This window comes from Bacteroides salyersiae WAL 10018 = DSM 18765 = JCM 12988 (genome assembly GCF_000381365.1).
Taxonomy (GTDB): Bacteria; Bacteroidota; Bacteroidia; order Bacteroidales; family Bacteroidaceae; genus Bacteroides; species Bacteroides salyersiae.
On record NZ_KB905466.1, the window covers coordinates 223283 to 245997 of the forward strand.

Sequence of the window (22715 nt, forward strand, 5' to 3'; positions counted from 1 at the left end):
GCAAAGTTACCATTTATTTATCATATTTTGAACTTCTTCGTTCAAAATTTTAGCAAAATCTTCAAATTTCATGGTACCTTTATCACCTTCGCCTTGTCTACGAACTGAAACTTCTCCATTTTCTGCCTCTTTCTCACCGACAATCAGCATATAAGGAATACGTTTCATCTCATTATCACGTATCTTACGGCCGATCTTTTCGTTACGATCGTCAACGATCGCACGAATTTCATGTGTCTTCAGATACATTTTCACCTGTTCGGCATAATCATTGAATTTTTCACTGATCGGCAGGATAGCAACCTGGTCCGGAGTTAACCACAATGGGAATTTACCTGCAGTATGCTCTATCAACACTGCTACAAAACGCTCCATTGACCCGAACGGTGCACGGTGAATCATCACCGGACGATGTTTCTGGTTATCAGAACCCATATATTCAAGTTCAAAACGTTCCGGTAAATTATAATCCACTTGAATCGTTCCCAACTGCCAACGACGGCCAATGGCATCTTTCACCATAAAATCAAGTTTCGGGCCATAGAAAGCAGCTTCGCCATATTCTATCTTCGCCTTCAAGCCTTTTTCTTCACAAGCTTCAATAATAGCCTGCTCTGCCTTTTCCCAGTTTTCATCGCTACCGATGTACTTTTCGCGATTCACTTTGTCACGCAAGGATATCTGTGCCTCAAAATTAGTGAAATCCATGGAACGGAACACGATCGAAATAATATCCATCACCCGAAGGAATTCACCCTTCACCTGATCGGGACGACAAAAAATATGCGCATCATCCTGTGTAAAGCTACGTACACGGGTCAAGCCGTGAAGCTCGCCGCTTTGTTCATAACGGCACACCGTACCGAACTCAGCAATACGCAAAGGCAGATCCTTGTAAGATCTTGGGAAGTTCTTATAGATTTCGCAGTGATGCGGACAGTTCATCGGTTTCAGGAAATACTCCTCTCCTTCTTCCGGAGTATGGATCGGCTGGAAAGCATCCTTACCGTATTTAGCATAGTGACCGGAAGTTACATACAATAACTTATTGCCGATAGGCGGAGTTATTACCTCCTGATAATCATAACGGGTCTGAATGCGGCGCAAGAATTCCTGTAAACGCAAACGAAGCGCTGTTCCCTTCGGCAACCACATCGGCAAACCTTTTCCTACTGTTTCGGAGAACATAAAGAGTTGCATTTCCTTACCAATCTTACGATGGTCGCGCTTCTTTGCTTCCTCCAGCAATACCAGATATTCATCCAGCATTTTCTTTTTCGGGAAAGTAATACCATAAATACGAGTCAGCATCTTACGATCTTCATGACCACGCCAGTAAGCGCCTGCTACAGAAGTCAGCTTTATGGCTTTGATAGGTGCTGTCGTCATTAAGTGAGGGCCACGACAAAGATCGGTAAACGCCCCTTGTGTATAAGTAGTGATATGTCCGTCTTCCAATTCAGAGATCAACTCGCATTTATAAGTTTCGCCACGGTCACCAAACATTTTCAAAGCATCGTTTTTAGCGATGTCTGCACGAACTACGGCCTCTTTCTTAGCTGCCAGTTCAGCCATCCTGGCTTCTATGGCAGGCAGATCGGATTCCTTAATGATCGCTTCTCCCGGATCGACATCGTAGTAAAATCCATTCTCAATAGCCGGTCCGATACCAAATTGTATCCCCGGATAAAGTTCCTGCAATGCTTCGGCCAGCAAGTGGGCACTTGTATGCCAGAAAGCATGTTTACCTTCCTCGTCCTCCCATTTATAAAGCACAATAGAGGCATCCTCATTAATAGGACGGCCTAAATCATAAATCTCACCATTCACGCCACAAGCCAGTACATCCTGAGCCAGACGCGAACTGATACTTTCTGCAATCTGCAGACCGTTCACTCCTTCGCTATATTCACGAACAGAGCCATCGGGAAATGTTATCTTTATCATAATGTGATGTTATATTTTTCTTTTTAGCACGCAAAAATAACTAATTCTTTTTGAGTTTTCTATTATTTATCAAAAAAATGTTATTCGCCCTGATCGGTGAAGCGCTTGATTATATTGTATGCCGAAACAATTCCCAACTCTCCGGCCTTACTCAAATCGGTGATACCTTGTTTATTATTCCCAAGGAATATATGGGTCAGCCCACGGTTAAAGTAAGCGTCGGCAAAATCATGATTCAAGTCAATAGCCTTGTCATAATCAACCAATGCAGCCCTGTAGTCTTTCAACATGGCCAACACATTGGCACGATTATAGTATGCATATACAAAGTCCGGAGCCAATGCAATAACTTTATCCAAATCGGCTTTCACAACATCATAATCTATTGCACCAATTTCCTTCGAGCCATCCCCGCCTTGTTTTGCATTTGCAGCCTCCTCTGCTTTCTGATACTCCAACTGCTTACAACGTACTAAAGACCGCATAAAGTAAGCCGGGAAAAATTTATCGTCAAGTAAGATAGCCTGCGTCAAATCATCCATTGAGCTCGCAAAGTCCTGTACCAGATAAAAATCGAGTGCACGGGCAAAACGCTTCGCAGCACTTTTCTCATCTTCCACAATTGCCGATGTATGTGCATCGATCAAGGCAAAATGGAATTTAACCTGCTCTTCTGTCAGTGGCGCTTCCATATTAGTTATACGCAAACGTTTTGGAAATATCCCCGACTGGTTCAATTCATCAATAAACGTATGATAATTCACAGAGCGTTTTACATCGCTCATCTTTTCATAATAAGTAAGTGCAAACAACGGTTCCGGCTTAATCGTCACGTTACGATCCTGTACCCGTCCCCTATAATCGCTCTTGTATTGACGTTCCTGTTCGGAATCGTCGGCAATTACTATCTTCCGATAGTTATTCATATTCTTATCCGACTTTTTACGTGTCTTGCCTTCATCCTCCTCATTATCATCCTCCTTGTTTTGATCATTCTGTGCCACATCATTTTTCGAAACGCCATTCTGACGATCCAACTGCGCTTTCATTACCTTAAACTCATCCGCCTCGGCTCCTTTACGGTCTCCAATTTTTTTACGCGCTTCAGCACGCTGGTAATAACCGGCCAAGAAGTTAGGATATTGGTTGATCACAGTCGTATAGTCTTCTATCGCCCCACGATAATCTCCGGTCTGCGCACGTAGCAAACCTCTATTAAATGTAGCCATCATGTTATCGGGCTCCATCTCGAGCACAAAGTTGAAATCTTCAATCGCACGATTATCATCACCTACCTGAGCACGCAACAGACCACGGTTATAATGTCCGATAAAGTTATTAGGATCGATATCCAATGCCAGATCATAATCACTCATGGCACCTCTCAAATTATTCTGATGAAAACGGGCCAACGCACGATTTATATAATTTCCGGCATTCCGTGCACTCAGGCGAATTGCTTGATTAAAGTCCGCTTCCGCCTCGGCATACTTGGATTGTTGCAATTGGACAATTGCCCGGGAAGACCATGCATCCGGATCGTATTTATCCAATTCGATAGCCGTATTGAAATCTTTTAACGCCCTAATAGTGTCTTGTTGTTTCAGTGCAACCTCTCCCCGCATCAGATAAGCGCGTGTATATTTAGGAGAGATTGTAAGCAGCTTTTCCAAATCATCTTCCGCAGCCTTGTAATCTTTCTTTTGAATATGGCACAAGGTCAGATTATGCCAAAGTGTAATATTCTCCGGCGCGTAATGCAAAGCTTTTTTATAATCTTCAATCGCCCCATCGTATTTATTTTGACGAATACGTGCCAAGCCACGAATCTGATAAGCCCCCACTACAAAAGGATTACGTTCGATCGCTTTATCACAATCAGCTTCCGCACCTTGAAAATCATCCAGATTTATTTTTGCCAATCCCCTGAAAAAATAAGGTTCATACAGATAAGGCTTTGCATTAATCACCTGGTTAAAATATTGAATAGAAAGCACATAATCCTCAAAATAAAGAGCATTACGGGCTATCATCATTACCCGTTCCGTATTTATCTGAGCACATACCAGTGTAGGTAGCAGCAGAAGAGCTACTAATATCTTTTTTATCATTGGCTTTTGAATATACTTAATAAATGAAACAAAAGTAATGCTTTTCGTCTATTATACAGGGATATCAGATAACTTTTTATATTTTTTGAGCATTTGATGCGACATAAAAACTACTTCAATATGAATTTAAAACAAACTCTCTACTTGTCAATATGACAAGTAGAGGCAAACTGTATTTTTTCGAGTTTGCAATACAAGAAGATTTCATGGAAAGCAGTACATCAAGCCAAGCAACTGTATATCAATCATATAAACAAACATTTCCTAAAGAAGAAGGGTCTATTTTCTCTAATACAAGAAAGCGTTATTAAGACTGTGTTAAATAGTATTCTTTGGCAATAAGAATACTATTTCTTGCACTTAAAGAATTAATGTTTTATCGGGAGGAAACCGTACTTTGGAAAAATCAATTAACAATGTTAAATAATTATCCTGCCAAAACGGATTTAGTAATGTTTTAAAAATAATCTGGCACCTATTGTTCCGGTTTGATCGGATCATTTCATTTTGGAAGTTTCCTCTAAAGGACGTTTTTGTCCATCGGAATATATTATTCACATAGAATCTCCCCCCTTCACCGGCTTCACCTTTTTTAATCAAGCTCCCTATTCATCTGTAATACAGGGTGAAGGCACGCTCCAGTCTCTCGGTAATCGTGTTTGCCGCCCGTATGCCCGGTACTCACCACCCGTATGCTCGGTGTTCATCGCCCGTATACCCAATACTTGGGAGACATTTGCACAGAGACAGAAAAACGACAACCGCCCTTCACCCAGTATTGCCGATGAACAAAGCAGTGAAGCAAAAAGGTGAAGGCGGTGAAAGGGATGAAAAACATACAAAAGAGACATTCTGAAGAATAAAAAACATTCACCGGAAAAAAGATGCTACATCTTTTTTTAAAACCTGCACATCTTTCCGTTGAAACCTGTTACATCTTTTTCGGAGAGATGCTACGTCTTTCTTTGAAAGGCACTATGTCTTTTTGAAAGAGATGCTACGTCTTTTTCAAGCAGGCAGGAGTTACATTGATGTGAAGTATATGGGTTGGATTAACGCTCTGTCACAACTTACCTTTTCACGATTACTTAGAAACCGTTTCAATTTTTATAATATTTCTTTTTTGTTTCTTGATCAATAAACAGAATATCTGCCCACCCAATAAGCCTACATACAGTATTATTTTATTTGCTTCATTTTATAAGAGCTGCGAGCCTTTCCTTTCAGCATGGTATTCAATTTACCCTTTATCATTTGCTTGCGAAGCGGCGAAATATGGTCAATGAACATTTTTCCATCCAAATGATCAAATTCGTGCTGCATCACACGTGCAAGATATCCTTCAACCACTTCATCATGCTCTACAAAATTTTCATCCATATACTTCACGTGAATCCGATTCCCTCTTTTCACCGTTTCATGAATACCCGGCAAACTGAGACAACCTTCTTCCATTGCCACTTCCTCGCCACCGACTTCAAGAATGTGCGGATTAATGTATGCCCGGTTAAAATCTTTAAATTCAGGGAACTCATCCGACAGAGGATCCAACGTAATTGTCACCACCCGGATAGGAAGTCCGATTTGAGGTGCCGCAAGTCCCACACCATCCGCATGCACCATCGTCTCAAACATATTTTCAATCAGTTTCTTTAATTCCGGATAATCAGGGGTAATGTCTTCGGCCACTTTTCTCAATACAGGTTGGCCGTATGTGTAAATTGGTAAGATCATATTTTACTATTGCTATTTTATTATATTATTCTCTATATTAAAAACGTTTGCTTTCAAGATATGTTTGCAAAATAATGGTAGCACTGATTTCATCAACCAAGGCCTTATTTTGCCGATCTTTTTTCTTTAATCCGGCCTCCAGCATGGTACGATGTGCCAGTACAGAAGTGAAACGTTCATCCACAAATTCAACAGGGATTTCCGGCAGTCTTTTCTTTAGAGAACGGACAAACGGATCAATATACTTCATACTCTCGGATGCTTCATTATTCATCTGTTTAGGCAGACCTACAAGAATACGCTCTACCGGTTCTTTTTGTACATAACCGGTTATAAAATCCAATAATTCATGCGTAGGTACAGTAGTTAAACCGTTTGCAATGATCTGCATCGCATCACTGACAGCTACTCCCGTACGCTTCCTACCATAGTCTATTGCTAATATTCTACTCATAATTGGGGACAAAAATACAATTATTATTTTGATTATAACCCATTGCCATACAAAAAAAGGATGCCTATTTACAGACATCCTTTCCCTTAAAATTCAGAGCAAAGCTCTGTTAATCCATATTTTATTCCAGAATTACTACACGATTCAAGAAATCTTTGCCGAACATATTAGCAGTACCACCATAGCCAATGAGTTCCATTTGTTTTTCACTAACTCCCTCATTCACAAGAGCATCATAAACTGCTTGAGCACGTTTTTCAGACAACTCTTTATTCCATTTTGCACTACCGGTTGCACTGTCACAATATCCTGCGATTTTGTACTTCTTATCAGGATTGGCCTTCATCAATTTAGCAGCCAACTGAATGTTGACCTTTCCGTAATCGTCGATCTTAGCACTGCCTATCTTAAAGAAAACAGCACGCGGACCGGCAACTTCAACTTCTTTCACAACCTCCTGAACAACAGGCTTAGCATTTGCCATCGCGTTTTTAGTATCAGCCAAATCGCTCTGAGCTTTGGCTAATTCATCGCGATACTTGTTCAACTCGTCGTTAATAGCATTCTGATCGACTTTAGAACTGCAAGAAACAAACTTCTTGCCGCCAAATGTATAAGTAGCACCGGCTGTCAGATGAAGGTAACCGTCGGTGTTACCACTGCTATATGCACCCAAAACAGAAGGAGTAACCTGTCCGCGAGCTTCTACGTCGATGGCCCATTTCGGATTGATATTGAACTTAGCACCTAAACCAAGACTGGCACCAACTAAACAACGAAGTTCATGACCGGTAGGTCTTGTACGATCATAATCCAACTCTTTCTTGATAACCGTATGTCCGTCTTCCACCGTCTTATGTTCCGAATAAACGACATCCCAATGGCAATAGTTTTTCACTACATTCATAGAAGGACCGGCAAAAAAGTTCAATTCAAATACGCGCCCCGGTTTATAGCCACAGAACAAGTTTGTCAGGTTCAAAGTACCATCCAAATTGATACCAATGTAGTTTTCTTTTCTTTCCACTTTCGGCGCATTCAAACTCTCAAACGGATAATTTGTTTCCATCTTCGAGCTCCATCCGTATACTTGGCCACGGAATCCCCAGATAGGATTAATCAATTTTCCAATTGACAGATTCACCAGAGGGGTAATAGACTTCCCGAATTTAGTATCCGGATTCGTTGTAGCCTGCACTCCACCTCCTACACTGATATAGATATTATCCTTCCAGCTCTCGCTGTAGTATTTATCTTTAGTCTGTGCAGAAACAGCAGTTGCAGTTCCAGCTAACAACAGAGATAATATTACTAATTTACTATTCATTTTTTCTCTTTATTAATAAATTCAACTCTTCTTATTCATATCCGCTCTTTACCATCATTTCATTTCAGACAAAATCTGAACATCAATCCGCCGGTGAGGTATTTCATTCTCTGCAGCTCCACCTGTGCATGCAAATGATTAAAAAGCAAATAAGTGGCTCCCATCGCAAAATCTTTGGAATCGTATTCGGCTATCAATCGTAGCTGCGGATGAAAAGACGGATTATAACTAATTCCGGCAGCCACACCATTCAATTTATAATCTTTTCTTCGATTATATAAATAAGAAAGGTGTATCCCTATCGTCTCTTTTCCTATATCCACATGCTTGGAAGCGGCAATATAGAAACGACTGTAATATCCGTTCCCCCGTTCTGAAGCAATTACATCTCCCGAGGATGTAAATGGATCAGAAGTTCCCAACACGACGGCAGGTGTATATTTCCAAAACTGTCCTTCTTTCAATGCTCGCAAACGAACCGAAAAATACCGGTCCTGATTCGTAAAGCCTGTATAACCGTAAGGCTTCAGCCCCAATGCTTCCGCTTTGAAAAGCGTACAAGTATAGGCAACTTCCAACCATGGCATAATGGTTACATTCAGGTAATAATTGTACGTATGGTAATACCACGTAGGAGGAGTTATCTCCTTATTTAAAAAATTAGCACCCAACATTACTGTCTTATCCTTTTGCATTTCCGCTGAAGGGGCATGCAGCAATCCTGTAGTACCATAGGTCAATTGAGCCGAAAGCATAAATGTACAGCACAAGCATACCAAAGTGGTTATGATTCGTTTTAGCATTTATTTCTACTTTATTATTTATACTTTCGGTTCAAAAATCAGTATATCTTATTATTCGCCTACAATGATACCGCCTCCGGCATTCAAATCATTGCCATGACCATGACTGTGACCGATATGTGTCATGTCTTTCTCCAAAGTAACCACCTTCAAGTATTCAACTGTAAGAACATTAAATTGGATCTGAATATTGTTTACAGTAACAGTACAAGGTTTTGTAACTTCTTTAGTTTCAACAGAAACAGAGTTCAACAGAGTAAATGCCGGAACTTTAATATCTCCTTCAAGCGTTACCGTTTCAAACTCCTTCTTAACGTCTGCATAAGCATCCTGAATAGCGGTAAGCACTACATTCTGCACATTCTCATTAGAGAATTTCTGTTTCACTTCTGCTACTAACTGATCATAATTCTCATATTTAACACCCGCTTTCAAACCAGTACAAGTCACATGAACATCAATTTCTACATCATTATTATTCATGCGTCCTACAGGGAATGAAGTATAATCACTCTTCACAACTCCTGATTCTTCTGAGATACCTAAATCAATAGCTGCGCGGAATTTAGAGAAGTGCTCAATATTCATCGTGTAAACACCACCTGACAGTTTAACCCCCTTATCACCCTTCGGATCAAGAGACCATACTCCGTCAGTTCCTTCATATTCCAGATTAAGATCACCCAACTGACCGTTATAATCATCAGCAAAGCTAATAAGCAACGGATTTCCAGCAAATGCCAGGCCATCAGGCAAACCGATATAGCTACGAATTGACAATGGCGTAGTTCCTGTTTTATCATTATCGCCCGGAGCAGCTTCATCAGCCAAGTTTCTAACCAAAATCAGAGTTGCATCTGCCGGAGTAATCACTGTATTTTCTTTCAAAGTAACAGTAGTACCGTCGGCCATAATATTAGATACAGTCTCAAGCACCTTACCATTTGAATCAACATCCGGTATTATTGTACCTGTAGCGCCCTCACCGGCTTCGATCACCTCTTTACCATTCTCAACCTTACATGGGTAAGATAAAACCTGATAATAAGCAGTAACATCCGTTATGGTAACTTTTCCCTTTGCTGCAATCACTCCGGTAGCTGTCGAGTTAACCACTTCCGAATAAATGGTATAAGAAGAAGCGGCATCTTTTTCAACTGTAAAATCAAAATTAGAACTATTATAAACAGGCTGAATATTAGCGCCTTCCAGTCTTATTACTTGTGATTCAGCCAAAACTCCATATTTATCTACAGTTGCACCGTAAATTCTAACATATTCAATTTCCGGCTTTTCTTCTTTTACCATTTCAATATCGATCACACGATATACTTTATCACCGGCCTTGCCATATACCACTTCCAAAGCTACTTTGACTTCTGCCTTCTGATATCCGGTTGCAGTTGCAGTAACAGTATAAATACCTGCATCATAAGAAGCCTGAATTGCAGCACCATTTATTTTCACCTCGGCAGTTACCGGAAGTTTCGTATCTGCATCAACTACGTTTACATCCAATACATAAGGCAATTTTACAGTAGCCTCTTCACCTATTTCAGTAAATACCAATATACAATCGTAATTTCCACCATCTGCATTAATCTCAGCCGATTTAATTTCAGTAGCCCCTTTTTTAGCACCAACCTGATAAGTCACATCAGCCTTTTCCACAGTAAAGCGGAATTCACTGGCAGCAGAAATAGTTTTTGCAACCTGTCCATCTGCATACAATACAATTTCGTCAGCCTCAAGCGCCTTACCGTTTTTATCTGTTACCGCACCGGAAATATTGATATAAACAGGTTCCGTAATAGTAACCGGTTCAACCAACAGTACAATAGCCTTGCTGATTACATTATTTTCACCTTTTTCTACCTGCATAGCCGGAAGGCTCACAACTGTTACACTTGAATAATACTTATCATTAGCAGCAGTTTTCACAAGATATTCACCTGCTGCATATTTACCCTCACTATTCGCTGCAGGAGTTACTTCGGGAGTAATACCTTCAATAACTGCTCCTGTCTGTGCATCCTTCACAGCAAATGTAAGATCATATACAACGTCTACATATTCTTTTGCAGGAATATCCTTTTTCATAACAACCGACAGAGGATATACTACAGTTTGCCCATCTTCTATTTTAGCAACAGATACAGTTCTTTTAGCATCTTTATATCCTTCAGCTTTGAAAATCAAATTCACCACTTTCTCACTCTCAGTAAATTTGCTGATTTTTACAGCATACGAACCGTCACCTAAGATAGTAGCAGTACCAACATTTGTTTCAACTGCTGTTAAGTTAACACCATCACCCGTTTCAATATCTGTGACAGATCCTGAAATTGTATAAGCAGCATCCGGTAGTGTAACAGTTTCGCCGGGCTTACTGGCATCCAGTCCGTCCTCTTTGTAACATCCGGTCATTAACGCCCCGGACAAAGCTAAAGTGAGTAGCGCTATCCTTGCACTCACAACACCTAAAAAACTTTTCTTTTTCATCTCAATAAAATTAAAAATTTAGTAATTCTGATTTAATAAAATATGGATTAAAACTATTTGCTTGCATAATGTTAGCTCCTGGATTCGCCCGGTATCCCTGATAATAATATCGTTCATTCCCCGCATTATACGCTATTCCCATATTCTTTGAAGGCGTAACACGCGGAATATATCCCTTTCTTTTATATCTGTAAGGCGGCAAAGCTATTTGAAAACGAAAACCACCATTTGCTTTTACGCCATCTGCTTTCATGGCATAAAACCCGATAGAGGCATAACGGAAATGTCTGATCACATCCAACCGTATGCCTTTTTCACCTAATAAATATTGTTCAGCCTTTAATGTGGTCTGAACGTTGTATTCCGGCCAATAAAAACTCCCACCGACACTCCACGTCACCCTCCGCTTGGTGCCGTATATCAATTCAAAGCCATCCCAATAATAAGCTGCAGTTACCCCCAACCTACCCTCTACACTGAAACGTTCGTTTTTAAATGGATGAAACAATTTTAAATCCGCTCCATATCGCCCAGCATTGAAAGTACCTACCTCCAACGTGCCCCATATATTATAAGGCAACCGTACCGTTTGCTGTAGTGTCAGAAACCCCGGATGGATTTTCCCCAACCGATCACCATAACCATCATTGTATACCGGAAACACCATCTGAGCCGTTAATTTCATCCCTTTCCAAAAAGAAACTTCAATAGCTGGTGATAAATTGAACAAAACTTGGTATATTTGCGTTAATACTAAGTTTTTCAATGACAATTCGGGATAGACCACAACATCTACCTTAAATAGAGAACTATTCAAGCCATTACCTTTGATTAGTTTCCTCCAGTTATCTCCAAGATTATAGCTCACTACCCAATCCTGGCGATTGACTTCGGGGATACTGTCACCGATAACGGGTTGATAATAAAGAGAAATTTGAGGTACATTATTGTCAAGTATAATTATTCGACATGGCTTTTTCTCCGGTAAACCCATCCTTTGAACAACATCAACAGCTTTACCGAGTCCTACCCCATTTAAACGATATGCAGCATTTTCCATAACATACACACGTTCTTTATCGTTCTCATGCCAACCTACGTTTTCAAATCCCATACCAACTAATACATCAACAGTCTCTTCACCTGTCTGACACACACCTTTTAAGGGAAGCAAACAGAAAAGAAAGATCGCTATATAACGCGTTATATTGTTATGTATCAAGTTTGTATTCATGTAAGAGATCCTATATCCTCATCCTTTTATTTTCACTTATCACTTGCAATGTTGCAAAACACGTTACAAAAATAGAGACATTTTTAATAATAGCAAAGAATCTTACACTAAAAATTAAAATATTGTATCATTTTTTTTTATCCATATTGCTCTAATTTGAAAAACAAGCCACTTAACATTGCAAAATATTCGATAAATGACTTTTTTAATACCAAAATACAACTGAAAACGAAAAAATATTTTATTCCATTTTCGATCTTTAGCTAAAACAGAGATTAATTGTAATATGTTGTGAAATATTATTGCATAAGGAAAGCAATTGCGGATTAAAATTAAAAATATGTACTTTTGAGATACAAAATACATATTTAGCTAAAAATTAAATACGTACTTTATATATACAAAGGTACACACTTTGGGCCGTAAAAATAACAGTTATCGCGATATATTGATTATCAGATTTGTGTCAGATCGGGTATTAAATCAATTGCTTTGCTTTTGGTTTCGTCGACAATCTTTGCATAGATTTGAGTTGTTTGAATATTTGTATGTCCCAACAGTTTAGAAACTGTATAAAGATCTGCTCCCAATGTAATCATCATTGTTGCATGTGTATGCCTTGCCACATGAAAGGTTATATGTTTATTGATACCGGCAGCTTGGGCCCAACGCGATAAGATCTCATTTGTCCTTCCCAATGATATCAAGTCATGGAAAATAATATCTGTATCTAATGCGCCATTGCGTTTGGGTAACTGTTTTAAAGCCTCTTTGCTAAGAGGTAAAGAAATAACTTCTTGGGTCTTTTGTTGCACTATATGTAGCTGGGTTTTACCCATATTATCTCTTTTAAGATTCCCCCACGTCAGAGCAACAATATCACAATGCCTTAACCCGCAAAAGCAACTGAAAAGAAAGGCCTGTTTCAGTGTTTTATTGTAGAAATCCGTTTGAGACAGGGCTTTAAGTTCTTCAATGGTCAGGAACTCCCGTTCTGTCTTTTTTCTTTTAGGTTTGTCTTCATTTCTTATCTTGTTCATAGGATTTAAGAGCAAAATATCTTCAACAACAGCATAGTTTAGACAGTAATTCAGCTCTTTAAAATAACAGACTTGTGTGTTGGCGCTAATTTTCTTTTCTTTTCTGCTATGTTCTTGATTAGCTGTACTTAAGTATTTTATAAATTTTAAAATATATTCCTTATCTATATTTTTTAATAAAATACCTTTTTTGTCATATCGTTGAAGATGATAAATCAACGTATTCATCAACGTTTTCTTTGATTTTTTTACAGAGTCTCTGTGTGCCAGATACTGGATATAATCTGTGAGTGATATGTTTAACCTCTTCTTATTCAAATTAAAGCCATATTTACCGTTTTGTAATGCTACGATTTTTTCAGCTTTGATAGCATTAGCTAACCTTAATGTTTCTGCATTTCTTTCTTTATCGACTTTACTGCGTTCGGGGATTATATAAAGTTTTAAAAATTCATATTTTCTCTTTCCATTTATGTAGATGTCGAGGTAAAGAGAATAACATCCGTTTAGCAATTCTTTTGTCCGAAGCCTTATCGGCTCTTTTATTTTAATTTCTTTTTTCATTTTAGAATCCTTTCCATGTAATTAATGCATACAGCTCTACATAGGGAGTAACAAGTCAGTAACATCCTGTGTCGTGGATGATTAAGAAAGTGTTACCGGCTTTTATTATTTTCAAGAAAATAAAAAATGCTCTTTCGGTTAAAATACAATGAATAATTTATTCAAAGTGCCCTGTAATGTATTGTGCGTCGCCATTTGTTTTTGCTATTCCTTTTTTAAATAAATCAAGTGTAGAAAAAAATTCCTCTTTTACCATAAAAATAGAAATATCAAATTGGTAACAAATATAACGTTATTATAGGTAATAAACGCACTTTTTATTCTTTTTTATTTTTTACCTGATGAACATTTAATATTCAGTTATATAACAGTTTAGTTTCGTAAAATTTCTTCTTTTATATCGTTATTCCCATATCCGGAGAAAAAGCCATGCCGGCTAATCATATTAGACAACAACATTCCACAGATTTCCCTTTACTATCAACCAATTAGCGAAGATAGTACATCTAATGTCAACCGTCAAGACTGGGAGGTAAGTTACAACTTAGGTAAGAATTGGAAGCAAGCAATCAGAGAAAAGAGAAAAAACAGTTCGCTATTCAAAGTAGATATCACTGTATACCCGGAACTTTCACTTAAAAACCTGGTAATTACACAAATATACCAAGTATTACTTAATCTGTCACCGGCCATAGAAGTTTCTTTTTGGAAAGGAATGAAATTAACAGCACAGATGGTGTTTCCGGTATACAATGATGGCTATGGAAATCGCTTGGGAAAAATCCATCCGGGATTTCTAACGCTACAACAAACGGTACGCCTACCTTATAATATATGGGGGACATTGACAGTAGGAGCATTTAACGGAGACCGGTACGGAGGTGATTTGAAATTATTTCATCCATTTAAAAACGAACACTTCAGTATAGAAGCCAGATTGGGTGTTACCGGAACTTATTATTGGGACGGTTTTAGCTGTACCTATGGCACAAAACGAAGGATTACTTGGAGCATCGGAGGGAGTTTTTATTGGCCGGAATACAATATTCAGACTACATTAAAGGCTGAACAATATTTATTAGGCGAAAAAGGCATGCGGTTGGATGTGATCAGACATTTCCGTTATACTTCTATCGGTTTTTACGCCATGAAAGCAAAAGGGGCAAAATCGAATGGTGGCTTTCGTTTTCAAGTAGCATTGCCTCCTTATAAATATAAGAGGAGAGGATATATCCCGCGTATTACACCATCCCACAACATGGGGATAGCTTACAACGCAGGAAATGAACGATATTACTACATGGGATACCGTACGAATCCAAGCGAAAACATAATGCAAAATAATAGTTTTAATCCATATTTTATTAAATCAGAATTACTAAATTTTTAATTTTATTGAGATGAAAAAGAAAAGTTTGTTAAGTGAGCTTAGTGCAAAAATAGCATTACTCACTTTGGCTATATCCGGGGCCTTCATGACCGGATGTTATAAGGATGACGGCTTGGATGCAAATTCTCCCGGAGGAAACAGTAATCCCCTAACCCCTGTTTATGTAATATCAGGAGTTGTAACAGATGCTGAAACTGGAGAGAATATTCAAGGAAATGTAACCTATACTGATGGAACGTCTCAAACTCTGTCTTTTGATGGTTCTTATAGCATAAAGATCGCCGAGTTCAATGAAGAAACTAAAACCGTTAGCCTGTCCTTCAAAGCAAATGATGAAACATACAACGGTGGAAAAGCCATTGTACGGACTGTTGTGTTGAACAAAATAGAAAACGGAAATGCAGTTTATCCTGTGGATGTAATAATGAAGAAAAATGTTTCTATGTATCCGAGACCATACAATTTGACGTTTATTTATAAAAATGCTGTTACTGGAGAAGAAATAGCATCGGATATAAGTGACCAAATGGGAATGACTATAAAATCGGCTGATGGAACTGCCGTAACGAATTATAACGGATTAGCATCCGGCAATTACACCATCAGAACTCAAGCTATTGAAAAAGCATTTAAATCAAGTGTCACATTGCTTTCTCTACCTTATGTAGAATCAGAAACAAAAGACGACTACATAAACAAAATCGTAGAACTTCTTATTACTCCGGCAGATCCTGATAAAGAAGATACTTATACAACATTAGCTGGCGTTGTTGTTGACAAAGATGGTAATTCCCTGTTGGCTGACAAAATTGAATTACTGAAAGATGGTACAGTGGTAAACGAAAAAACGATTACAAATAGTGCTAACTTTGTATTTACTGTAAATGACAAAGAAAAGGGTGAATATAAAATTCAGGTTACTGTAGGAAATTTGACTCCTGTTATATCCGGTATTTACAGTATTCCTGCTTGTGGTAATCAAAATATTACAATCATAGCCCAAAAGCCAATAGCACCTACATACCCAAGAAATTACATGTTGACGTATGTTTATAAGAATGCACTTACAGGTGAATCTATAAACAAAGAAACTGAGGGAATCACCAGTAATCCGGCAGAAGGCAAATTTACCCCTGGTGAATATGCCATTACAACCACGACAACAACAGATAAATTCAAATCAAATGTTACCCATATTACCCTTGAGGAAGTAGCAGAATCAGCCACGGAGAATGATTTCATCAAGAAAACGATTGTAATCTCACTGACTCCGGTAGATTCAAAAGAAACATTCACAACTTTGTCAGGTACCATAATCAATGACAATGGCAACGCTGTAATGGCCGATAAGATTGAACTTTTCAAAGAAGGGACAACAACAGCCGTTAAAACGATTACCAAATCTGCAAGTTTCACATTCACTATAAATAATGAAGACGAAGGAAAATATAAAATAAAAGCCACCAAAGGTACAAAAGACATTATCACAGAAGGATACACTGTTCCTAATTGCGGAAACCAAATAATAACAATTGTATTCGAAAGTGATAAACCGGCAGAGCTTAAAGATGTTGTTTATAATTTAACATTCAAGGCTTTTGACATTGATACAAAAGTAGAGATAAGCGGTGTCACATTTAATTTTAATGGAAATCCAGGGTCTACTGCATCATCAATTGCTCACGGAACTTACACTTTGACTGCCACAGCAGACAAATACTATACAGGACAAGTGACTATTGAACTGCCAGCCATGAAAAACGAAAGTGGCATAGCAGCACAAACAATTATAGTATATTTGCAAAAAGAGCCCACTAAAGAAGATGAACCTACAAAAGTCATATTAATGGGTGAAGTAGTTGATGCACTTGGCAACATGGTTATGGCCCAATCTATCAAACTTAATGATCCAAGTACTGCCGTATACAACACAAATCATTTCTCATTTGAAATAGAAATACCGGCAAATAAAGCTAAAGCCAGCAATCTGAAACAATGGCTAATAACTGCAAAGGTATCCAAGATTAACTCAAAAGGAGAACCTTTGGCTCCTATAGAAATGCCTGTAACATTTGTATACGATCCTGCTAAAGGTACTACAGCAATCAATAAGAACATTTCTATCCCATTCACAGCAAATAAGGATGGTATCATTGTTATAAATGAAACAACCGAACCAGGCGATGGTGAACAAGGTCAAGTTACTCCGGATGTAGATCCCGAAACCGGTAAGGTTGAAGCCGAAAAAACGACTGTAATGAACGGCAATGGAACTCCAGAAGACAAAACTGTCATTGTGATTGAAAAAGGAACAACAATCCAGACATCTGAAGGAACTCCGTTAATATCACCGATTATATTGACCAGAGATGTAAAAGAAGAAAAGGCCCCTACGGGAAATCTGGATGCAGAAGGTACTCAGCCCAAAGTTTTACGTAGTTTCTACGGTAATCCGGATGGTGCTATGTTCGTAGGAAACCCGCTTAAAGTCACATTTGCTGACCCATATGAAGGAGAATTAGGTTCATTGCAGCTTGAATACAAAGACAAAGTTACAGGTCTTTGGGGAGTTAGTGGAAACAATGATAATGACGAAGTTGTTACCGACAAAAAGGAATATACAATGTTAGTATCGCACTTCTCACAATTCCGTGCAGCTGTTGTAGGGACACTTGATGATGGTACTTCTGGTGAAAATGAATATGGAAACTCATATACTAAGGAAGTTAACCAGCAGAACAACACAGATCAAACGCAAAATTTGAAAATCACATTCAAAGACGCACCTACAGGGGCTATCTATCAATCTTTGGAAGAATCTATAGCTAAAGTATTTAAAAATGAAAATGCTCAAAGCATAGTAAAATCAACCATTGAAAATATATTTACTTCCAGAGGAGAGCCTATAAACAGTGAGTTTAAAAAAGAAGACAAAGAGTTAACATTTACCGTTGATCCTTTTACTTATGTAGAATCAATTCAAGTAAAAACTGTATATACCATTACTACTTATAAATTTATATTGAATGGTAAGACAGTTGAAGTAATCGTTAAATCAGTATCGGGCCATGAGGTTACAGCAAAAACATTACCTATCGGTCATGGCCATGGTCATGGACACGGTGATGACTTAAATGCCGGTGGTGGTATTATTGTTAGCGAATAAATATTGAATCATTGAACCGAAAGTATAGATTAAAGTAAAAGGAAATAAGATGCAAAAACGAATTATAGTTAGCTGTCTGTTTTTATGCTGTACATTTATGCTTTCGGCTCAATTGACTTATGGTACTACGGGATTGCTGCATACTCCTTCAGCAGAAATGCAGAAAGATAAGACGGTGATGCTGGGTGCTAACTTTTTGAATAAGGAGATAACTCCTCCTACATGGTATTACCATACGTACAATTATTACCTGAATGTAACCATTATGCCATGGCTGGAAGTAGCATACACCTGTACGCTTTTTAAGGCCGAAGCGTTAGGCTTAAAGCCCTATGGTTACACAGGCTTTACGAATCAAGACCGGTATTTTTCGGTTCGTTTGCGAGCATTGAAAGAGGGACAGTTTTGGAAATACATGCCGGCGGTTGTGCTGGGAACATCCGACCCATTCACATCCTCGGGAGATGTAATCGCTTCAGAACGGGGAAACGGATATTACAGTCGTTTCTATATTGCTGCTTCCAAGCATGTGGATATAAAAAAAGAGACGATAGGCATACACCTCTCCTATTTATATAATCGAAGAAAAGATTATAGATTGAATGGTGTTGCTGCCGGGATTAGTTATAATCCGTCTTTTCATCCACAATTACGATTGATAGCCGAATATGATTCGAAAGATTTTGCGTTAGGTGCCACTTATTTGCTGTTCAACCATTTGCATGCGCAGGTGGAATTACAGAAAATGAAATATTTCACCGGTGGATTAATGTTCAGGTTTTGCTTGAAATAAAAAGATGCTGGGAGAATAAAATAGCGAATATGAATAAAAAGAGTTGAATATAAAAAAGAAAAACAATGAAAAATAAATTAGTATTATTATCTTTATTATTGGCTGGAACTACAACTGTTGTTTCTGCACAAACTAAAGAGAAATCCTACAGTGAAAGTTGGAAGGATAATATCTTTATCAGTGTGGGTGCAGGAGTACAAGGAACTACCAATCCGGATAGTAAATTCGGCAAAAATTTGACACCACTGATTAATGTATCAGTGGGTAAGTTCGTTACTCCAGTCTGGGGATTCCGTGGCCAAGTATATGGATGGAACTCCAAAATGACTACCAACTATCCATTTGAGAGCGTTAATGCTCCCGAAGTAAAAAGAGAAGAAAATTACTTCGGCATTAATTTGGATGGTATGATGAATCTGACAAACTTGTTCTGTGGTTATAAACCGGGACGCGTGTTTGAACTGAATTTCTTCATCGGTCCTTCTATGAATGTAGTGAAAAATTTCAAAGGATGGGATGCATTCTACAATTCAGAAAAGGTAGTGGAAAACGGACAGACATACGTCAAGGGTGTTCTTGTTCCTGAAAAAAGTACTCCAAAAGATCATGAGGTCCGTTGCCTGGTCGGTGCAAGTCTTGGCTTGGGGGCAAAATTCAATATCAATCCGAAATGGGCCATCGATATAGAAGCTCGCGGACAGGTTACCCCTTCCATTCTGGGTGCATACAGCAGTGGTAAAACAGACGGATATATTCACTTGACAGCCGGTGCAACTTATACGTTTGGTGGCAAAAAATTTGTATCTTGTAATTCTAAAATTGACCAAAGCGCTATTAACGACGAATTAAACAAATATCGTAATGAATTAGCTCAGGCACAAACTGATTTAGCTGATACAAAGAATGCTATGGTCAATGCTCGTCCTGTAACTCAAGAGGTAGTAAAAGAGGTGCAAGTTGCTGGTCCACGTGCTATTTTCTTCAAAATAGGTAGTACTAAGATTGACGACTATGGCATGGTTAATATTCAATTAGCAGCCAAGATACTGAAAGCTAATCCCGATAAGAAGTACAAAATCGCAGGTTATTGCGATCAGGCTACAGGCAGTGTTAAATGGAACCAGGAATTGTCTGAAAAACGTGCCCAAGCTGTTTACGACGCCTTTATTAAAGAAGGTGTAGACAAAAAACAACTTGAACTGATCGGAAATGGCGGAACTCCCAATATGTTTGATAAAGACTCACTGAACCGTGTAGTTATTATGGAATGACAGCAAAAATAAAAAATAGAGATAAGGTGTTCGTTCCAATCGGACACCTTATTTTTTTATACTTTTACTCATGACATAAGAATATCTTAAAAACAACAGAAACAGATATGTGACAAGATACAAAAAAGCGAGCTGCAATCTAACCGATTACAACTCGCTTCCTTTATTATATATACCTTTTATACTTATCAGTAGATCAACTTCACGTTATCCACCCAGAATGTATTACCGGGAGATCCGATATAAGCACCACCGTGGCTGGAAGTAAATTGGAGCACCATATGAGTCGGTTCATCTCCTTCTTCCCCCCAAGCAACTTCGTGAACGGGAACGCTTTCACCTTTACTGTTAAGCGCATAACGTTCTTCAACTTGTAAACGCATCATATGTGCCTTATACGCCGGATTACCGGTTATATCACCATAAAGGATCTCATAAGTAGCATTATTGTGCCAATCGGTTGTCGTATAATACCGTACTACCATCGTACCAACACGTTTCGCAAAAATATTACCGTCTGCATCTTCCCACCTTTTCTGAAGCAATAAAATAGCAGCCGGAAAATCTTTTCCTGCAACATCTGTAATCTTACTAAATCCGGTTGCACGGATTCGATTCTCCCGATCGGACATTTTCACTTTATAATCAAACTGAAGGGCAATCGGACGCTTTGTAAACGGTATTCCCATTTCCAGCATCTTGTTGGGATTCTTAGTCCCCTTAATCGGTTCATGAACAGACCCAAGAAACATAGAGCCGGCTGCAAGCACCGTAATATCTACCAAGCCAAACACTTTCACGCTTTCCATACGGGTATCCAAGCGAGCACAATAACCATCGCCCCGTTCTTCCGGAAACACAGAAGTATTGGTCTTAACCACACCGGCAACTTTAGCCAATACATTGGAAGTAGCCCACGGAGAACCACCTAAATTTTTATAGGCTTTCGCACCGGTAATCGTCTGAGTAGGACCCACGGCATATACATTTTTAGTATGGCCGCCAATTATACCGGATTCCTTAATTTCTCTATTAACCCACTGATCCATATCCCCAAACGGGAGCATTTCGACTTTATGCTGCGCTATGGCAGCCGTTGAGCATAGTGCAGCAAAACCTGTTGCTAACAAATGGCGACATGCATTCCTCATCATCGTTTCTCCTTTCTTTTAAAGACTATATCCCCACTGTTTCAAAGCAAAATCCCAATTGGCCTCTACCAACTGAACAGTACGGTCGTCATACTTATATTTATTCTTTTTATACCCTTTCTTACCGCCTACATATTTCTCTATGGCCTCACGTGCCTCTTCAAAACCGGGAATAGAAAGTTTTTGGTATATATTTTCCGTCATTGCCATAGCATCCGCTTCAAAATCCTCAAACTTCACTTCCATCAGGTTTCCTTCCGGAATAAATTGTTTATCGGCTTCATATTTATGATATAACTTGGCATAGATGGACAGAATATTCTTTTCAATCTCTTCATTACTGATATTTTCGAGCTTCAACGGCTGAATCGTATTCGTAAAAAAGCTTCGTGTAGATTCAAAAACCGTATACGGATTACGCATCAGATAAATGAATTTTGCGTTTGGGAACATTTTCACGAGTTCTTTCACACGCCCGGTATGAGGCGGGTTTTTACTCAAAAATTGAGTTCCCTGTGTATTCCACAATGATATTTTTATCAACTTAGTGAAAGTTTCTTCAAAGACCTTTAACTCCGCTTCGGAAATATCATCAAACAGCAAATATTTATCGGCATACTCCTGCTGATACTTAGGCAAGAACCAAAAATTATAATAAGTATACGGCATCATGTTTGCCAACGCAAATTCTTCTTCCTGCGGTAAATCTACAGCCAATTCCATATTATCAGTCGGACGTTTATCCGGCATCAGCCAACTCATATTCTTTTTAAAGAAAGGTTGCCCCCACATCATCAGATGAGGAAAAACAGTCTGATAAGTTGTATTATACCCGAAATGCTTGTCACAAGAAAAAACATTGTGCACGAATGTCGTACCGCTACGCCAGTGCCCTAAAATGAATACCGGATCGTGCTCCAATGGTTTATCTGCCAGAAGCTTATTATAGCGACTGTCTTGCAAAGGAGCCAATGTAGAGAGCAAACGGCATACAGCCTTTGTCAAACGATATTTTCCTTTATAAGCAGCGTCGATATCTCTACCGCCTGTAATGGCTTTAAAAGTTTTCCAGTCAGCCCCTACCAAAGTATTTATCGGAAGTTTATTGAATTCAAGTAATCCCATCTTAATAATATAATTAATAATTTTTCAATATGCTAATGTGCCAATATGCCAATTGGCTGCGCTATTACAACGAATTCCCATACGGCAATCGCATACCATTATG

16 protein-coding genes are annotated in these 22715 nt (G+C 38.7%); 5 read left to right on the top strand and 11 right to left on the bottom strand.

All coding sequences use genetic code 11. The annotated features are described in order from the left end of the window. Window positions 1–6: 6 nt before the first annotated feature. Together thrS and HMPREF1532_RS00915 are read right to left on the bottom strand one after the other, a co-directional pair. Window positions 7–1947, bottom strand: a complete 1941-nt coding sequence (gene thrS / locus HMPREF1532_RS00910) for a threonine--tRNA ligase (protein ID WP_005923525.1) — start codon at window positions 1945–1947, stop codon at window positions 7–9. A gap of 80 nt (window positions 1948–2027) precedes the next feature. Then, window positions 2028–4058 carry a tetratricopeptide repeat protein gene (locus HMPREF1532_RS00915; RefSeq protein ID WP_005923527.1) on the bottom strand — a complete coding sequence of 677 codons (2031 nt, stop codon included), beginning with the start codon at window positions 4056–4058 and terminating at the stop codon, window positions 2028–2030. A 507-nt stretch (window positions 4059–4565) separates the two neighbouring features. Here HMPREF1532_RS00915 and HMPREF1532_RS21200 point away from each other — a divergent pair. Continuing rightward, the gene (locus HMPREF1532_RS21200; RefSeq protein WP_025819730.1) at window positions 4566–4871 is read left to right on the top strand and encodes a hypothetical protein; all 306 of its coding nucleotides are present in this window, start codon (window positions 4566–4568) and stop codon (window positions 4869–4871) included. Window positions 4872–5237: 366 nt separating this feature from the next. Here the strand turns inward: HMPREF1532_RS21200 and def are convergent, their stop codons facing one another. The 7 genes from def to HMPREF1532_RS00950 all read right to left on the bottom strand — a co-directional run bounded on the left by def (window position 5238) and on the right by HMPREF1532_RS00950 (window position 13716). Continuing rightward, entirely contained in the window at window positions 5238–5792 is a 555-nt protein-coding gene (gene def, locus HMPREF1532_RS00920) for a peptide deformylase (protein ID WP_005923530.1), read from the bottom strand. A gap of 37 nt (window positions 5793–5829) precedes the next feature. Continuing rightward, the gene (gene ruvX / locus HMPREF1532_RS00925) at window positions 5830–6246 is read right to left on the bottom strand and encodes a Holliday junction resolvase RuvX (protein ID WP_025819732.1); all 417 of its coding nucleotides are present in this window, start codon (window positions 6244–6246) and stop codon (window positions 5830–5832) included. Window positions 6247–6367: 121 nt separating this feature from the next. After that, window positions 6368–7573 carry an OmpA family protein gene (locus tag HMPREF1532_RS00930; protein WP_005923534.1) on the bottom strand — a complete coding sequence of 402 codons (1206 nt, stop codon included), beginning with the start codon at window positions 7571–7573 and terminating at the stop codon, window positions 6368–6370. A gap of 59 nt (window positions 7574–7632) precedes the next feature. Then, window positions 7633–8376, bottom strand: a complete 744-nt coding sequence (locus HMPREF1532_RS00935) for a YjbH domain-containing protein (RefSeq protein ID WP_005923536.1) — start codon at window positions 8374–8376, stop codon at window positions 7633–7635. A 51-nt stretch (window positions 8377–8427) separates the two neighbouring features. Then, on the bottom strand, window positions 8428–10878 hold the full coding sequence (locus HMPREF1532_RS00940) for a DUF3869 domain-containing protein (protein ID WP_005923538.1): 2451 nt from the start codon (window positions 10876–10878) through the stop codon (window positions 8428–8430). 10 nt (window positions 10879–10888) lie between these two features. Further along, the gene (locus HMPREF1532_RS00945; protein WP_005923541.1) at window positions 10889–12112 is read right to left on the bottom strand and encodes a hypothetical protein; all 1224 of its coding nucleotides are present in this window, start codon (window positions 12110–12112) and stop codon (window positions 10889–10891) included. Window positions 12113–12567: 455 nt separating this feature from the next. Further along, complete coding sequence (locus HMPREF1532_RS00950) at window positions 12568–13716, bottom strand: site-specific integrase (protein WP_005923547.1); 1149 nt, start codon at window positions 13714–13716, stop codon at window positions 12568–12570. Window positions 13717–14101: 385 nt separating this feature from the next. Between HMPREF1532_RS00950 and HMPREF1532_RS00955 the strand changes: the two genes are divergently transcribed. From HMPREF1532_RS00955 to HMPREF1532_RS00970, 4 genes are all read left to right on the top strand, one after another. Further along, the gene (locus HMPREF1532_RS00955) at window positions 14102–15106 is read left to right on the top strand and encodes a hypothetical protein (protein WP_224204029.1); all 1005 of its coding nucleotides are present in this window, start codon (window positions 14102–14104) and stop codon (window positions 15104–15106) included. A 10-nt stretch (window positions 15107–15116) separates the two neighbouring features. Further along, window positions 15117–18272 (top strand): DUF3869 domain-containing protein, encoded by a 3156-nt coding sequence (locus HMPREF1532_RS00960; RefSeq protein WP_005923554.1) that lies wholly within the window; start codon window positions 15117–15119, stop codon window positions 18270–18272. A gap of 49 nt (window positions 18273–18321) precedes the next feature. Beyond that, the gene (locus HMPREF1532_RS00965) at window positions 18322–19065 is read left to right on the top strand and encodes a YjbH domain-containing protein (RefSeq protein ID WP_005923557.1); all 744 of its coding nucleotides are present in this window, start codon (window positions 18322–18324) and stop codon (window positions 19063–19065) included. 65 nt (window positions 19066–19130) lie between these two features. Beyond that, entirely contained in the window at window positions 19131–20336 is a 1206-nt protein-coding gene (locus tag HMPREF1532_RS00970) for an OmpA family protein (RefSeq protein ID WP_005923560.1), read from the top strand. Window positions 20337–20524: 188 nt separating this feature from the next. Here HMPREF1532_RS00970 and HMPREF1532_RS00975 read toward each other — a convergent pair whose 3' ends face one another. Both HMPREF1532_RS00975 and HMPREF1532_RS00980 read right to left on the bottom strand, forming a co-directional pair. Continuing rightward, window positions 20525–21490: a PCMD domain-containing protein gene (locus HMPREF1532_RS00975; protein ID WP_005923563.1), complete on the bottom strand. Its 966-nt coding sequence runs from the start codon at window positions 21488–21490 to the stop codon at window positions 20525–20527. Window positions 21491–21505: 15 nt separating this feature from the next. Continuing rightward, complete coding sequence (locus tag HMPREF1532_RS00980; RefSeq protein WP_005923581.1) at window positions 21506–22612, bottom strand: cholesterol-responsive sulfotransferase; 1107 nt, start codon at window positions 22610–22612, stop codon at window positions 21506–21508. Window positions 22613–22715: the final 103 nt, after the last annotated feature.